This is a genomic window from Ihubacter sp. rT4E-8 (genome assembly GCF_049852125.1).
Classification (GTDB): Bacteria; Bacillota; Clostridia; order Peptostreptococcales; family Anaerovoracaceae; genus Senimuribacter.
In genome coordinates this window covers 1,874,427-1,889,345 of sequence record NZ_CP187532.1, presented here as the reverse complement: position 1 = coordinate 1,889,345, position 14,919 = coordinate 1,874,427, and the positions used below count along the sequence as shown (strand labels likewise).

The window sequence follows — 14,919 nt, the reverse complement described above, 5'->3', positions numbered from 1 at the left end:
GAAAATACAATTATGCAACAGAGTAACAGATACAGAACATTTGAAGAACTATATGAAGATAATAAGCTGCTTGTGTTTTATTTCATCAATAAAAGAGTAGATAGAGATCAGGATATTGAAGATTTGTCATCGCAGGTTTGGGAAAGAGCACATGTACATGCTAAAAAGCTTTTGAGAATGGAGAAACCACCTGTTCGGCAGTATTTACAGATGATTGCGATTTCTGTAGTTGAGGATGACCGAAGAAGGGCAATACGCGAGAAGAAAGTTATGGTGTATTGTGATCCAGCTGATTTGGAGTATGTTTCCCGGGAAATATCCGACAGTGTTGAAGATATTTTATTCAAGGAAGACATTGTTACATATATCAAAGCGACGCTGGCAGAGCTGAATGAAACAGAACGTCAGCTACTTTGGATGTATCGTAAGAAGAAATTATCATCAAAAGAAATCGCGGAGATCTTGGGTGTTTCTGAAGTGACGGTACGTGTAAAAGTACACAGACTGAAGAACAAAATGGAAGACATTTATGATCGGATAATGAAGAAGGGAGAGGGATATTTTGACGGAAAGAAATAAGGAACAGCTATATGATATAGTTGCCGGGCTTATTGACCTGGAGATGAAAAGGGAAATCAACCAGTGTGACGCAATGAAAGAACCGATCCCAAAGGAACTGGATGAAAAACAGCGTGCTTTGATTAGGGAATTGGAGGCTGAGAGAAAGGCTGAGAAAAGGGTTTACAGAAGGAAACGTGGCATACAGACTGTGGCTGCAATTTTGCTTTGTACTACGCTTACGGTAGGAACTTCTATGGGCGTATCGGAAGGCTTTCGCAAGAAGGTGTTTCAGATCTTTAATTATGAGCAGGATGGAGCGATCGCTTTGCGTGCGGAAGAAGAAGCTTTGATAGGCAGCTGGTCAGATTACTGGTATCCAACCTATTTGCCAGAAGGGTTTAATATGGTAGGTGCGGAGGAAACAGATCATTTTATACTGTATCAGAATGAAGCTGGAGATGAAATTAGAGTGTACGAAAGCAATTCTGATTTTGTATCCACGCTAGATACTGATACTCTTGAGAAAAGGCAGATTAAAATTGGTGTTCATGATGGAAGCTTGTTTATCGGGGATGATATAGGATGTTCTATTGCGGTTTGGATGACAGATACGAAAACAATGTGTTTGTACGTGATAGGATTAAATGAATCATCAGAAATAGAAAATATTTTAGATGGACTAGAATATGTAAAATGATAATTTGGATATCTAATAAAGAGAAATGGAGATTAAATTTATTTTTGATTTTTTTTTCTAGAAAGTTGTAACAATTGCCTCCTACACTCGTTTATATGTATAAGAACGAATGAAAGGAGGTTTTTCATGCGCAGGATCATAAGTTTGCTTCTTGTTTTAATTTTGGTATTGAGCACTGCTACGCTGTGCTATGGACAGACTTCACCGGTTAATCCGATTGAACCAGCATATGTGGGAACTGCTATGCATGCTGAATCTTTCACGATAAATGATGGTGTATCAACTTCAGTGGCATATATCCTACCAAAAACGAAGACTTCGTTTGATAAGGTTACAATCAATATCGAAATTGCTAAAGCGACTACAGGAGTAGTTTATTATGACAAGACGTTTACAACCTACTATGATAGTTTTAGAGGTTGGTTTCATGTTTCGAAAGATTATACGTTGCCGTCAAAAGGAACATACCGTATGGATGCAACATACAAGTGCTACAAAGATGGTAAGCTGATAGAAACCATCAAGGGAGCAACTATAGTAAAGGGATATCAATAGAAACATTGCACTATTGATATAAATTAACACACTTCACACGCACAATGGAACAGCCGGACAATTTTGTCTGGCTGTTTCATTGCTATGGTGCGTCGGGCATGACACAATTCTAACGGATGAAAGTCCCGTCACGGGTATTTACCGCTAAGTGTAGCAAACCGCAAACCGGAAGAAGTAATGCCAAGAGAGAGGAAGTGGAGTAGCAAAACCGTCGAGCTTACGAACAGGAACTGGATATGAGGGTAATAGTGGGGAGCAGCGCTCTAACGGATATCTTTCGTTAATGCGATACTCCCTTAATTTACAATTTATTGAGTTAATTTTAGGCTGCAGTAATAGTTTTTTGGACGGAACAATTTAGGCCAACCGTAATGATTTCAGCTAAGACAGACTTATTTTACTGGTAGTTATGTTTGTAGCTTTAGAAGTTGTACCATCATAAATAAAAGCGCCCCTTAAAGTAAAGTCCCATTTCTTGCATTGTGTTTCAAAGTTTTCTAAAGGAACTTTTTTAGTTGTAGCCGTTTCATCCTCATCATGGCATACGCATGAAACTAAAAGTTCTGCAATTCACACCATTCGGAACTGATTGGTACTATCAGTATTAAGGAAAAAATCATTAGGGCACAGATCGTTTTTAGCTTGGATTTGCAGGCTGGGTTGAATTTGTGCAATTGAAGCCGAATCAGTTTGATTTGCAAAGCCCCTAGGTTTTCTGGGATGGCAAAGTTGTGCAGGCAACTGTTAATTTGAATGGCTTTGCAAAACTTTCGAGTGTTGATTCGACGTGAATTTGTGCAATTGAAGTCTAATCAGCCTGATTTGCAAAACTCTTAGGTTTTTCGGGATGGCAAAGTTGTGCAGGCAACCGTTAATTTGAATGGCTTTGCAAAACTTTTGAGTATTGATTCGATGTGAAGTTGTGCAACAGTTATCAAATTGATTTTATTTGCACAACTTTAAGATATGAGGAAGAGATAAAGTTGTGCAAAAGACCTTCAATTGATGAATCTGCACAACTTTTGGTTCGTGTGCTTGCCGTGATAAAGATGATATGATTTGCTGACATATTTTAAAATATGTGTTAATATTGACTATAATAAAAACTAATTATATATAAAAATAGGAAAACGGATCGATGTGGCAGAGAAAAGAGTTTAATGAAGGGCAGTGCTATAGTTTTATCACTGACGATGATTTTATCCACCCATTCAGGAGTTTTTGCGGCAGAATCTGGTTGTGAAACCGTGCTGGCAGATGTTCGCTCAGATGTATTTATCGCAGAAGGGGATCAAACTGACTTTCTAATTTCTGAGATTAGAAGTGGAAATATCGTTCTTGATAGCGAAAATAGATTTTCTATTAGTTTTCCAAAGGTTTCAGATAAAGAAAAAGGAATTATTGGGACAAGTCGTTTCGAAAATTTGATTGACAAGTACACCGTAGCAATCGCTCGTGTAACGGAGGCAAAGCCTTATATCGATATTTACGATATTATGATTTGACGCACTAGAGGTAAGATTACTTCAAATCCAGCGTTTAGTTAATGTTGCAAAGAGGGATGGCCTTATGCTTGTTGCTCTTGCATTTTTGTAGTGTGAAATTCATAGAGGTCGAAGACATAGAACAATATTATATAATGCAAATAAACCGTACTGTGATGCTCATCGAAGCAGTATACTCTGGCTAGTGGGCACTATGGGGGAATTGTTTTTAAAGGAGATATAATGAAATTTAAATTTGTAAAATGGATTTCAATATTGTTAGTTTTTTCTATTGTAACTTTTTCATGTCAGGGATTTATACGATATAGGGCTAATATAAAAGAGTTGTTGTTACTAGATTTTCTTGATCTTAATGAGGAGATGAAATGTACGTCAACAAGATTAAAAAATGTTTCTAGTAACAGCGACAAAATGATATATGATGATATGTATATTGATTACATATATAATTTAGAATCAATATCGATTATTAGCGACAATTGCAATTATGATGAATACAATCTTGATGAATTTAAAGTTATGCTAATTAAATTAGACAGTGTAGATGCTCTAGATCATCCTCAAGAAATTTATGATAATCTATTAGCTATTTTTTCAAGTTGGAATAATTTCAACTGGGATGAAATAGAAGGAGGTTCTTGCGATTTCAATGAAGATAATTTAGGAATTAAGAAATTGATAAAAATCACTAATTCTTTATCTAAAGAATCTTTAACGATGATAAAAAAGTAAGCATATTTTTCAACATTTTCTAGATATTGCGTCGGCAATTCGTTTTCTGTCCACACCCCTTAGGAAAGATACTGGAAAGAATCAAAAATTGAAGACGTTTTAAATATGCGGGGAAGAAAGCATTTTGATCATCTTGACGGTCTGACTTCATTTTGGAAAAAGAGTTGTTTGAAATTTGTTTCAGTGGTATACTTGTTCTCAGCAAAACTGCGGAGAAAGTATGCGCTAATCTTAAGGAGGAATTTGTAATGCACTATTTTCTGTTAGCGGCAGCTATTGGATTGGAATTGATAGCAACGACGTTATTGAAGTATTCGGAAGGATTTACCAAGCTGGCCCCTACAGCAGCATGCTGCGTGTTGTATGTTGCATGTTATCTCTGTTTGGCAAAAGCGGTGACCAGGATCAATTTAGGAGTAGCCTACGCTGTTTGGTGTGGCGTCGGTATCGTTGTAACCGCTTTGATTTCAGCTTATGTATTTAAAGAGGGTTTGTCAGGGGCAGGTGTAATCGGTATTTTGCTTATCGTAGCAGGTTGTATTATTTTGAATTTGTGGGGGACAAGCCATTAGAGCAGCTTGTCAGCTTTATCATAAAATTTGAAAAGAATTTAAAGTATTTAGGATGGTTCAGGGAACTGGCATGCAGTCAGATAGTCCTGAACCTTTTTCTTTTCATTGAACACGGTGGTCAGCGTATATAATAATTTCGTATTGACAAAATTTGCCGGGGGGGGGGTTATACTGTATGAGGAATAGGGCTATTGTGTCAGATTTGCAGAAACCGTATTTTGTAAGCATAATTTTTTCGTATGATCGCTCGCACACCAAAGGATTCTCCTATTGACAACTATTCTTGTCAGTGCTATACTGACAATGGATGGAATTGACAAGTAAAATTGTCATAATGAAAACTTTACTTGTCAATACTTATGAGAAGCTGCATTTTTGTAGAATAGATGATCAGGAAGGAGTGCGGAGAATGCCACTATATAACCGGTTGAAAGAATACCGGGCACGAATTGGCGCGAATCAGTCTGAGCTGGGAAGAATGGTGGACGTGTCACGGCAGACCATCAGTCAGATAGAAAGAGGAGATTATTCGCCCTCTGTATCTCTGGCTTTGCGGATTGCTGGCGTTTGCGGCGTTACAGTAGAAGATATTTTTACGTATGAGGAGGATCATAACGATGAATCGTGACGACATTAAAAAAGAAAATAAAAAGGCATTAAAAGTGTTTATACCAGTCATGTTACTCTGCGCAGCCTTTGGCGGCGTCTTTGGCTATTATACAGCGATGGCAGGCGTTGACGAGGTCGCGGAAAAAATAGAAGCTTGGCTGCAAAATGGTCTGTATGTTTTATCGCCTTATCTGGTAGTCGCCGTTGTGACAGCTGCTTTGCTTGTATCCTATCTTCAATATCGAAAAGCAAAGCAGCTTTTCAGAAATTTTGACGAGGACGAGGATGACGATGATCTGTATATTCAGGCAGATAGAAAGATCGCGGTTTCAGTAGCGGTAAGCGGTATTGGACTGATCGTGGGAATGATGTTTTTCGCTGTAGTCATTGGAAATCTGGAGGCGTATGTAACGGAACACTTTGCACTTTCTGTAACGACTATCGCAGTTTTTGTCATCGGTAATTTTTTGACGATACGTCTGCAGCAGCTGCAGATTGACTTCTATAAACAGATGGCGCCGTCGATGAAGGGCAGCGTTTATGATATGAAGTTTCACCAGAAATGGGAGGAAAGCTGTGATGAAGCCGAGAAAATGGTGATTTATAAAGCTTCATACAGAGCATTCCGAACCGGCAATATTGCTTGCAGCATCGGCTGGATTATCGCGGCAATGGGAACGATGATATTCAGCTATGGCAGCCTGCCTGCGATTACGATATCCGTAATTTGGCTGATCATGGATATTTCCTATTATAAAGAGGTCATGCGCTTAGAAAAAGGAAAAATCAATAAATAATAAAAGGAGTATAAAGGAGGAAACAAACAATGAGCTTAGTCGTATCACATCTACACAAAAAATACGGTGACAAAACCGTAGTCGAGGATTTGTCTTTCGAAATGAACCAGCCGGGCGTGTACGCTTTGCTGGGCACAAACGGCGCAGGAAAAACCACATCCATTCGTATGATGCTGGGTATGCTTGCACGGGATGGAGGTGAAGTGCTGTGGAACGGAACCCCTTTGTCCAGTGAGACATGCAATGTAGGTTATCTCGCAGAAGAACGCGGATTGTACCCCAAGTATAGCCTGATGGATCAGCTGCTGTATTTCGCATCCCTGCGAGGCGTGTCGAAAGCAGAGGCAAAAGAACGTATCAGGTATTGGGCGAAGCGTCTGGAGGCCGAAGAATATCTCTATGCACCACAGGCATCGACAGAAGCAGCAGAGCCATCAAAGGGCGTCCGTCCCGGCAAATCGAGAAGCCGTAAGGCAACGGCTTTTAAACCGAAATTGGCGGATCAGCTTTCCAAGGGCAACCAGCAGAAAATCCAATTTATGATCGCGCTGATATCTGATCCGGAGTTGATTATACTGGATGAACCGCTTTCTGGTCTCGATCCGGTCAATACCGACCTGTTTAAAGGCATTATCAGAGATGAAATCGCCAAGGGAAAGTATCTGATCATGTCCAGTCACCAGATGGCTACGGTAGAAGAATTTTGTACGGATATTACTATCATGAATAGATCAAAGTCAGTGCTGCAGGGCAATCTCAATGAAATTAAAAAGAGCTATGGTAGAGTAAATCTGCATTTAAAGACAGAGACTAGCGCCACAGCATATATTCAGGCTGTAGGCGCCGCCATTGTTACAGAGAAGGAAAACGAATATCAGATCAAAGTGTCAGGAGAGGAACAGGCCAATAAGCTTCTCAGCGCTTTGATTACAGCCGGTGTGCCAATCATCACCTTTGATTTGCGAGAGCCGTCCTTACATGAGATCTTTATAGAAAAAGTGGGTGATCATCATGAATAAAGGTACGATGATGGTTTACCGTTTTACATTGGCACAGATGGTGAAGAATAAATCCAATCGGGTTGTTTTTGGCATTCTTATCCTGCTCTCTGTGTTAGCTATACCAATAGCAGGATTGCTTTTGGGCGATAGCAGCAGCGCTGTAACCAGTTCTGTAGAAATATCCTCAATGTCAGATTATCTAGACAGCAGTCATATCGGTTATGAAACCAGAACTGGGGTCCAATATCTTTATTCTATTTTAGTGTTAATCATATGTGTGTTATCTACTACGTACATTGTGAGATCTATTGTTGAGGAAAAAGCTTCGCGTCTAGTGGAGACCTTAATGGTCAGTGTCAAACCGTTGGCATTGGTATTTGGTAAAATTCTGGCGGTGATGACATTTATGTTCGGGATGCTGCTCCTGATACTGGTAGCGGCAGGCCTATCATGGCTGATTTCGGGTCAGTTTATGGATGTGTCCTTTGTAGAAAATATGTTAGCGGCACAGGGAATATCGGGAGAATTGCTGCATCTGGACGCAAAAGTATTCGTGGTAGCGGTAATTTCGATGATATTGGCTTATTTCCTGTTTTCGCTGATTTCCGGACTTTCCGGAGCAGGCTGCAGCAGCATGGAGGAGGTTGATAGCGCTAACATGGCTGCTACAGGGTGCATTTTGATCGGATACTTAATTTCATGTATGGCATTAGGAGGCTTTGGAGATACCGTTACGGTAATTATGTCAATATGTCCGGTAGTTTCCGCGTTTACTGCACCGGCATTTTATATCTTTGGAGATATCGGTTTCGTTACCGTGGCTTGCAGCTGGTTGGTACAGGGAGCGTGCATCGCGGCATTACTGGTGGTTACAGCCAGAGTATATGATCAGTTAATCTTGTACAGAGGCAGCCGTATTAAGATGAAACAAATTTTGTCCATGGCTGGCAGAGGGGAAGGAGGAAAGAGAAAATGAAGAAAGAATTAAAAGGATTTTTGAAGATCTTCAAATTTACTTTCCGGCAGCAGGTGCGTAAAAAAGGATTTCTTATCAGTATTGTGTTGGTTTCTTTGTTGTGTCTTTTGGGCCCGTCTCTTACCATGACAGGTGTTGCTTATTTTGAAAAAGACAGTGAGCCGGAGAATCAACAGGCAGCACAGGAGCAAATCGATCAACAGGAGTATGAAGAAGCGGCTGCTGCGCTGAAGAAGATTTTGGTGGTCAACAGCACGGGAGAGAAGGCCTTTTCCGGAAGTGCGATGGGTGATTTTGATTTCGAGGAGGTTACTACGGAGAGCTTACAGTTTATCGATTGCGGAGAAGATTTTAATCGCGCCAGAGAAGAAGCCAAAGGGACAGACGACACTTTGATCCTGCTGGCAGAAAAGCAGGGAACGTCCTATACATTGCATCTTCTGATACCGGAGCAAAGTAAGCTGCCGGAGTTGGCTGCTGATGCAGTGAGCCCGATGATGATATCTTACGGAGATATGGTGACAGCACAGATCAATTCGGCTGCAGGTGTGGAAGAAGACGGCGGAAATCCTTTTGGCATTGACATGGCGCAAGACAGTGAGGATGACCCTATGGCAGGAAGTAAAGCTATTTTAGGATTTTTGATTCCGTATCTTAATATCATGGTGCTGTACTTTTTTGTTCTGATCTATGGTCAGGGTGTTGCGCAGAGTGTTATTGCGGAAAAAAATTCTAAATTGATGGAGTTTTTCCTGGTTTCAGTGAGACCAACCGCGATGATTTTGGGTAAAATGACAGCAGTTTGCTTTAGCGGCGCTTTGCAGCTGAGCGTGTGGATTCTCAGCTTAGTGGGCGGCTTTGCCTTGGGCTGCGCTGGCGTCAGGATGGTAGATCCGGATACGGATATGATGCTTGTACAGCTGCTTGGATCATTTGGAAGCATGACCCAGGGTATGTTCTCTATAGGGGGGATTGTGCTGACCTTGCTGATGGTTTTAGCGGGTATGCTGCTCTACTGTTCTCTTGCAGGTATCGGAGGCGCAGTTGCGGGAAAGCCAGAGGATCTTTCTTCTACAAACGTGGTGTTTACACTCATTCTGATTGCCAGCTTTTTCGGATGTCTGGCTTCAGGTGGGCTCAACGGATTGAGCAGCGGTTCGGCATGGCTTGATTGGATTCCGTTTACTTCTATTATGGTCACGCCGTCGCGCATATTACTGGGCAGTGTTTCTTTGTTAAAAGGGCTTGGCTGTATGCTGGTAGTTTTAGCAACGACGTTGCTGCTTACTGTGGCAGGAGGCAGATTGTATAAAACGATGGTTTTGTACAGGGGAGATTTACCTGGACCGAAAAAGTTGCTGGAGATGCTGCGTGATTAAAACACGCTGGGGTTTTGTGTGACATTATCACAGAAAAATAAAAGGGTAAAGCGTATACTGGATATATAAACAGGGAGGATAGTATGATGGAAAGAAAGAAATTACGCCGGTATGCGCAAGTTGCTTATAGCCAGTGCGTCGCTTGCGGGTGTTGTGTCAAAGTTTGTCCGAAAGCAGCTATAAGAATTGAAAAAGGAAAATACGCAGTAATAGACGTATCAAGCTGTATAGGCTGCGGAAAGTGCAGCAAAGAGTGTCCTGCTTCTGTCATAGAGTTACAGGAGGTGGAATAGTGAAAAAGCATTGGTACGATTATCTTTGGATTGCGTCCTTGACCTATTTAATCTTGGGGTTTTTTAATATTTTGTTCGCATGGCTCGGACTGCTCTGTTTCTTTATTCCGCTTTTTATGGCTATCTTTGGCGGAAAGAAAGCCTATTGTAATAAATATTGCGGAAGAGGACAGCTGTTCCAGTTGGTAGGGGGAAGATTTGGATTGTCGAGAAAAAAGGATATTCCGTTCTTTTTAAAAACAAAGTGGTTCAGGTATGGATTTCTCATCTTTTTTCTGACTATGTTTGTGATCATGCTGTGGAACACCTGGCTCGTCTTTGACGGAGCGCAGACATTGCAGCAGAAGGTTACCTTGCTGTGGACCTTTAAGTTACCGTGGCATTGGGCGTATTCCGCTAACTTAGAAAATGCCTGGGTAGCACAGTTTGCCTTTGGATTTTATAGCGTTATGCTTACTTCAACGATTTTGGGGTTCATCACTATGGCGCTTTGCAAGCCGCGCTCATGGTGCGTATATTGCCCTATGGGGACGATGACCCAGTTGATTTGCAAAGCAAAATATAGAAAAGAATCTTGCGGTCAGGAATAAAACCATGGCTGATATAGATACCTTTAATTGGGGTTAAGAGAATCAGAAAAAAACTGAAATTTACTAAAGCTAAAAGCTGTTGTATTCGTTTGCTACAAATACAACAGCTTTTTCCATAAATTATTCACATACATGCTCCAGCCCCTGCGCCATGATAGTTGCTACGTGATCATCGGCGAGAGAGTAGTAGATGGTTTTTCCGTCTCTGCGGAATTTGACCAACGACATCTGTTTTAGAATACGCAGTTGGTGTGAGATGGCGCTTTGGCTCATATCCAGTTTGTCAGCAATATCCTGTACGCACAGCTCCTCAGTAGATAAAGCATATAGGATACGGATTCTGGTTGGATCGCCGAATACCTTAAACAGTTCAGCCAGACTGTGTAGTGTTTCGTTATCGGCGCTATAATCAATTCTCTCTAACGACATCTCTTATCCTCCGTAAAAACGTTTTCAGTGGGCAAGAGCGCTGAAGCGCGCTCCTGTCCACTGTCAGCAGACTTATACATATATTTTATCTGAAAAACCCCTTTTGGTCAAATCATTTCTTGTATAGAATACGAATAGAGTTTAATACGCACAGCATTGCGACGCCGCTGTCCGCGAAGACAGCCAGCCACATATTGGCAAAACCGGCTACACCTAATATCATAACGATCGCCTTAATCGTCAGAGCGAACACGACATTTTGCATAGCAATACGGCCTGTTTGCTTTGCGATGGTGATAGAGTCTGGAATGGACTGGACGTTTGGTGTCATGAAGACAGCGTCGGCGGCTTCGATAGCGGCGTCGGCGCCACTGCCCATGGCAGCGCCAACGTCAGCGCCTGCTAATACAGGAGCATCGTTGATACCGTCGCCGATAAACATTACTTTGCCATAGCTTTCACGTACCTTAGCGAGCATAGAAAGTTTATCCTGCGGCAGCAGTTTTCCATAAACCTCATCTATACCTGTTTCTTTCGCTACCGCTTCTGCGTTTTCCTGAGAATCGCCTGTCAGCATAACTGTATGCAAATTGAGTGATTTTAGGCGGCTGACAGCAGATTTGGCGTCAGCCTTGATAGTATCAGATACCATTAGCATACCAGCGTATACGCCGTTGATGGCGACAAAAACCTCCGCGCCGAACTCTTTTTCGGGTACTTGATCTACGGAAACGCTGTGCTGCTCCATTAGCTTTTTATTTCCGCACAGAATCTGTCCATGGGAAGTGGTAGCAACGATGCCGTGGCCGGGAATTTCTGATAGCTCCTGTGGAACTTCCAATGCGAGACCTTTTGATCGCGCGGCAGCGGTAATGCTCGCTGCGATAGGATGTGTGGAGCGCTGTTCACAGCTTGCGCAGACAGTCAGCAATTCGTCCTGCGGAAATTGACCGGAAGGTATAATCGCCTGCAGTTGGAAATTTCCTTCTGTAATCGTTCCGGTTTTATCCATGATAATTGCTTTGATATCTTTTAGGGCTTCCATAGACAGGCCTCCTTTGAAAAGGATGCCGCGTTTAGAGCCGGCGCCTATACCAGAGAAAAAGGCTAAAGGGACGCTGAGAACTAAAGCGCAGGGACAGCTCATGACCAGGAAGGTAAGCGCGGTATAGATCCAGTAGTTCCAGTTACCGATGAACAGAGACGGAACAACAGCGATGACGATGGCCGCTAAAACCACACACGGCGTGTAGATTCGAGAAAACCTGGTGATGAACCGGTCAATCTTTGGTTTGCTGGCAGCGGCGTTCTCTACGGAATCTATAATTCTGGTGACCATAGATTCAGACAGAGGCTTTGTGACACGAAGCAGCAGTTGACCGGAGGTGTTAACGCATCCTGAAGTGGCTTCGTCTCCAACTGAGACTGCTATAGGTACAGGCTCTCCTGTGATAGGAGATGTATCCAAACGGCTTTCGCCTTCGGCAATAATACCGTCCAGAGGAATTCTGTCTCCGGGATGAATAAGTAGAATATCGCCAGGCTTGGCGTTTTCTGCAGCAATTACCGTTGTTTCACCGTCTGTTTTAACCAGTGTAACGATTTCCGGCCGCATATCTACAGCATTCATGATTTGGCTGCGGCTTCTTTCTACTGCGCTGTCTTCGAAATATTCACCGATACGATAGAACAACATGACGCCTACGGCTTCAGGGTACTCTTGTATGGCGAATGCTCCCAGGGTTGCCAGACCCATGAGAAAGTTCTCATCAAAGATTTGTCCGTGAGAGATATTTTTTACGGCGTTGATCAGAACCTTTCCACCTAGTAAGACATAGGCCGCGATCAGTATGATTGTTGAGGCGGTTTCGTAAAGACTCATGTGATGCATGGCAAAGCCGCAGATAAAGAGTATTGCGCCTACGATCAGGGTCGCCAGTTCTAGCTTTTCTTTTTTTAAGCTTGTTTTAACTTCAGATGTTGTATTCTCCTTGATTTTCTGCACGTCCTTTGGTGAAACAGTCACCTCGGACTCTATGGATGTACAGATTCTGCGGACTTCGTCCAGATACTGATCCGGATCCTTTGCCGTGATCCGAAGCTGTTTAGTGGCATAGGTGATAGAGGCTTCGGCGACGCCATCCAAATGGCTGATAGCATCTTCCATCTTAGAAGCGCAATGAGCGCAGCCCAGATTTTCCAGGATGTATGTCTTTGTGATAAAGCCAGACGGAATGATCTTTGATCTGGGAACAACCTTGACTTCGGATTCTATGGAAGCGCAGATTTTCTGGATCTGCGGCAGCAGGGCGTCTGGATTATCAGCCGTAACGCGTAGCTGTTTGGTAGCGTAGGTGATGGTTGCCTCAGAAACACCGTCCAGATGGTTGATGGCGTCTTCCATCTTGGAAGCGCAGTGGGCGCAGCCTAGATTCTCCAGAATATAGATGTTTTTACCGCCAATCGTATCGCTATGGCTATGTTCATGATCGTGGTCGTGATGGTCATGAACGCAGCCGCAATCACAGAGCGCGTCGTCGTGATGATGTTGCTCGTGTTCATGATCGTGGTCGTGATGGTCATGACCACAGCCGCAGTGATCATCATGCTGGTGCAAGAAAGGTTCTGCTTGCATATTTAATAGTATATCTTTCATTTCGTGCCTCCTGCTGTATCTAAAACAAATTTATGTATGAATAACTGTTCATATGATGATTTAAACATATATTGGAGCGCTTGTCAATAGGGTAAAAGCATTTTTTTTAAAAACATTTTCATAGAAAATTTAGTAATTAAGAAAAATCGATAGCTTTATGGAGAAAAGCTCAGATCTCAGAAATCGCCAGACGCCTGCGCCTTTCCAACTGCCGGTTGATCGCCTGTCAGCGAGATTTTGATTTGCAGCGGTCTTCCCAACTATCAGTCGGTTGCGTTCAACGGCTATGGATGATATGATGGAATCCAGAAGGAGGATTGCGAAATGGATCACGGAACAATAGACTATGAAAAGACAGGCGCGTTTATTCAGGAATTGAGAATAGAGAAGGGGTTGACCCAGGCTCAGTTGGCTGAACTGCTCGGTATCACTGACAGAGCTGTTTCCAAATGGGAAACCGGTAAAAGCTTTCCCGACGTATCCATACTGAAGCCTTTGGCGAAAATCCTGGACATCACTGTACTGGAGCTGCTGGATGGTCAGCGCCAGACGGAAACGGCGTTATCCGGCGAAGCGGCAGAGGAATCTTTTATCAAAGGACTTCAGTTCTACCTTCGATTGAAAGAACGCAGACACAGGCTGTATATTATTCCTTTGGCCATATGTCTTGTCATATTTTGCATTGGCGGTATAAGGAGCTGTGTTGGCGTTTATCAGACCGCGAACGAGCCTACGGATCTGACAAGCGGGAACTATTTTTTTACTTATGTCGAGCTGGAATCCGGGCAACCAGGTGACGAAAATATTCATCTGGAGCTGAATCAGCCAGAAGACGAGATCATCCAGGACGCCATCAAAAATTTGCTGGCAAAAGGGACTACTGGTATGAAGGAAGTAAAATCGCTTCCAAATGCAGAGGGAGCGGAACAGACAGGATTTATCTATATCGGAGATATTGTATCTGTCAATTCGAAAGGATATTTTGATCAGGACGGCGGAACCTGTTATATGGGCGATGACGCAGCGGAACTTTTTGAACAGCTTTGGAGCCTTATAGCAGATTATCAGGCCGAAAAAGAGGGAGGATATCAGTATGACGGAAAGCTGCAGTATCAGTATAAAGACAGGATTTTGACGCTGGCATGCCAGCCGGAGAGCAAGGCTGAAGAATTGATTGTAAAGGATTTCCAGCGTCAACTGAAGCAAAAATCGGATACCGGTCTTCAGGACGCATATCGGCAAAGTAGTTACATGAAATCCATTCACACCAAGACGCTGGGCGAGTTGACAGATGAGCAGCGGCATGATATGGGCAAGGAGATCGCCTATCAGGAGCTTTATGATTACAGGATTTGTGAAGTCCTCGTCAAAGAAACGTACACTCCTGCCATGAAAAAGCTGGGAAATCAGTATTCGGACGGCTGGCATCGCTATCTTTATCTTCTCGGAAAACAGCCTCATGAGAGCGAATTCAGCGTCTGTCATATCGTGCAGATTCATCTGTAAACCTGATAATTACAAGGCGAAGCCGACGCGCTTCGCTTTTTCTCTGCTTGAATCCGAAAAA

General features: G+C 42.7%; 16 protein-coding genes. 14 read left to right on the top strand and 2 right to left on the bottom strand.

All coding sequences use genetic code 11. From position 1 onward, the window contains the following. Positions 1–12: 12 nt before the first annotated feature. The 13 genes from ACPW7J_RS09355 (at position 13) to ACPW7J_RS09295 (ending at position 10,267) form a co-directional block, all read left to right on the top strand. Positions 13–579, top strand: a complete 567-nt coding sequence (locus tag ACPW7J_RS09355) for a sigma-70 family RNA polymerase sigma factor (RefSeq protein ID WP_161875500.1) — start codon at positions 13–15, stop codon at positions 577–579. Continuing rightward, positions 563–1,258 carry a DUF4367 domain-containing protein gene (locus ACPW7J_RS09350; protein WP_425755078.1) on the top strand — a complete coding sequence of 232 codons (696 nt, stop codon included), beginning with the start codon at positions 563–565 and terminating at the stop codon, positions 1,256–1,258. Before ACPW7J_RS09355 ends, ACPW7J_RS09350 begins: the two co-directional genes overlap by 17 nt. A 126-nt stretch (positions 1,259–1,384) precedes the next feature. Further along, complete coding sequence (locus ACPW7J_RS09345) at positions 1,385–1,813, top strand: hypothetical protein (RefSeq protein WP_425755077.1); 429 nt, start codon at positions 1,385–1,387, stop codon at positions 1,811–1,813. Positions 1,814–2,973: 1,160 nt separating this feature from the next. Further along, positions 2,974–3,318, top strand: a complete 345-nt coding sequence (locus tag ACPW7J_RS09340) for a hypothetical protein (RefSeq protein ID WP_425755076.1) — start codon at positions 2,974–2,976, stop codon at positions 3,316–3,318. A gap of 222 nt (positions 3,319–3,540) precedes the next feature. Beyond that, complete coding sequence (locus ACPW7J_RS09335) at positions 3,541–4,050, top strand: hypothetical protein (protein WP_425755075.1); 510 nt, start codon at positions 3,541–3,543, stop codon at positions 4,048–4,050. A gap of 248 nt (positions 4,051–4,298) precedes the next feature. Beyond that, the gene (locus tag ACPW7J_RS09330) at positions 4,299–4,622 is read left to right on the top strand and encodes a DMT family transporter (protein ID WP_161875048.1); all 324 of its coding nucleotides are present in this window, start codon (positions 4,299–4,301) and stop codon (positions 4,620–4,622) included. Positions 4,623–5,031: 409 nt separating this feature from the next. After that, positions 5,032–5,250: a helix-turn-helix transcriptional regulator gene (locus ACPW7J_RS09325; RefSeq protein ID WP_425755074.1), complete on the top strand. Its 219-nt coding sequence runs from the start codon at positions 5,032–5,034 to the stop codon at positions 5,248–5,250. Continuing rightward, positions 5,240–6,028, top strand: coding sequence for a DUF3169 family protein (locus tag ACPW7J_RS09320; RefSeq protein ID WP_425755073.1), 789 nt, complete (start codon positions 5,240–5,242; stop codon positions 6,026–6,028). Before ACPW7J_RS09325 ends, ACPW7J_RS09320 begins: the two co-directional genes overlap by 11 nt. A gap of 29 nt (positions 6,029–6,057) precedes the next feature. Further along, positions 6,058–7,047, top strand: coding sequence for an ABC transporter ATP-binding protein (locus ACPW7J_RS09315; RefSeq protein WP_425755072.1), 990 nt, complete (start codon positions 6,058–6,060; stop codon positions 7,045–7,047). Then, a complete protein-coding gene (locus ACPW7J_RS09310; RefSeq protein WP_425755071.1) occupies positions 7,040–8,005 on the top strand; it encodes an ABC transporter permease in 966 nt (321 codons plus the stop codon). Before ACPW7J_RS09315 ends, ACPW7J_RS09310 begins: the two co-directional genes overlap by 8 nt. After that, positions 8,002–9,384, top strand: a complete 1,383-nt coding sequence (locus tag ACPW7J_RS09305) for an ABC transporter permease (protein WP_425755070.1) — start codon at positions 8,002–8,004, stop codon at positions 9,382–9,384. Before ACPW7J_RS09310 ends, ACPW7J_RS09305 begins: the two co-directional genes overlap by 4 nt. An 83-nt stretch (positions 9,385–9,467) precedes the next feature. Continuing rightward, entirely contained in the window at positions 9,468–9,677 is a 210-nt protein-coding gene (locus ACPW7J_RS09300; protein WP_424959708.1) for a 4Fe-4S dicluster domain-containing protein, read from the top strand. Next, positions 9,677–10,267, top strand: coding sequence for a 4Fe-4S binding protein (locus ACPW7J_RS09295; protein WP_161875054.1), 591 nt, complete (start codon positions 9,677–9,679; stop codon positions 10,265–10,267). Before ACPW7J_RS09300 ends, ACPW7J_RS09295 begins: the two co-directional genes overlap by 1 nt. 120 nt (positions 10,268–10,387) lie before the next feature. Here the strand turns inward: ACPW7J_RS09295 and ACPW7J_RS09290 are convergent, their stop codons facing one another. Both ACPW7J_RS09290 and ACPW7J_RS09285 read right to left on the bottom strand, forming a co-directional pair. Further along, positions 10,388–10,696, bottom strand: coding sequence for an ArsR/SmtB family transcription factor (locus ACPW7J_RS09290; protein WP_161875055.1), 309 nt, complete (start codon positions 10,694–10,696; stop codon positions 10,388–10,390). 112 nt (positions 10,697–10,808) lie between these two features. Further along, entirely contained in the window at positions 10,809–13,352 is a 2,544-nt protein-coding gene (locus ACPW7J_RS09285; RefSeq protein ID WP_425755069.1) for a heavy metal translocating P-type ATPase, read from the bottom strand. A 324-nt stretch (positions 13,353–13,676) separates the two neighbouring features. Between ACPW7J_RS09285 and ACPW7J_RS09280 the strand changes: the two genes are divergently transcribed. Next, a complete protein-coding gene (locus tag ACPW7J_RS09280) occupies positions 13,677–14,858 on the top strand; it encodes a helix-turn-helix domain-containing protein (protein ID WP_425755068.1) in 1,182 nt (393 codons plus the stop codon). Positions 14,859–14,919 lie beyond the last annotated feature (61 nt).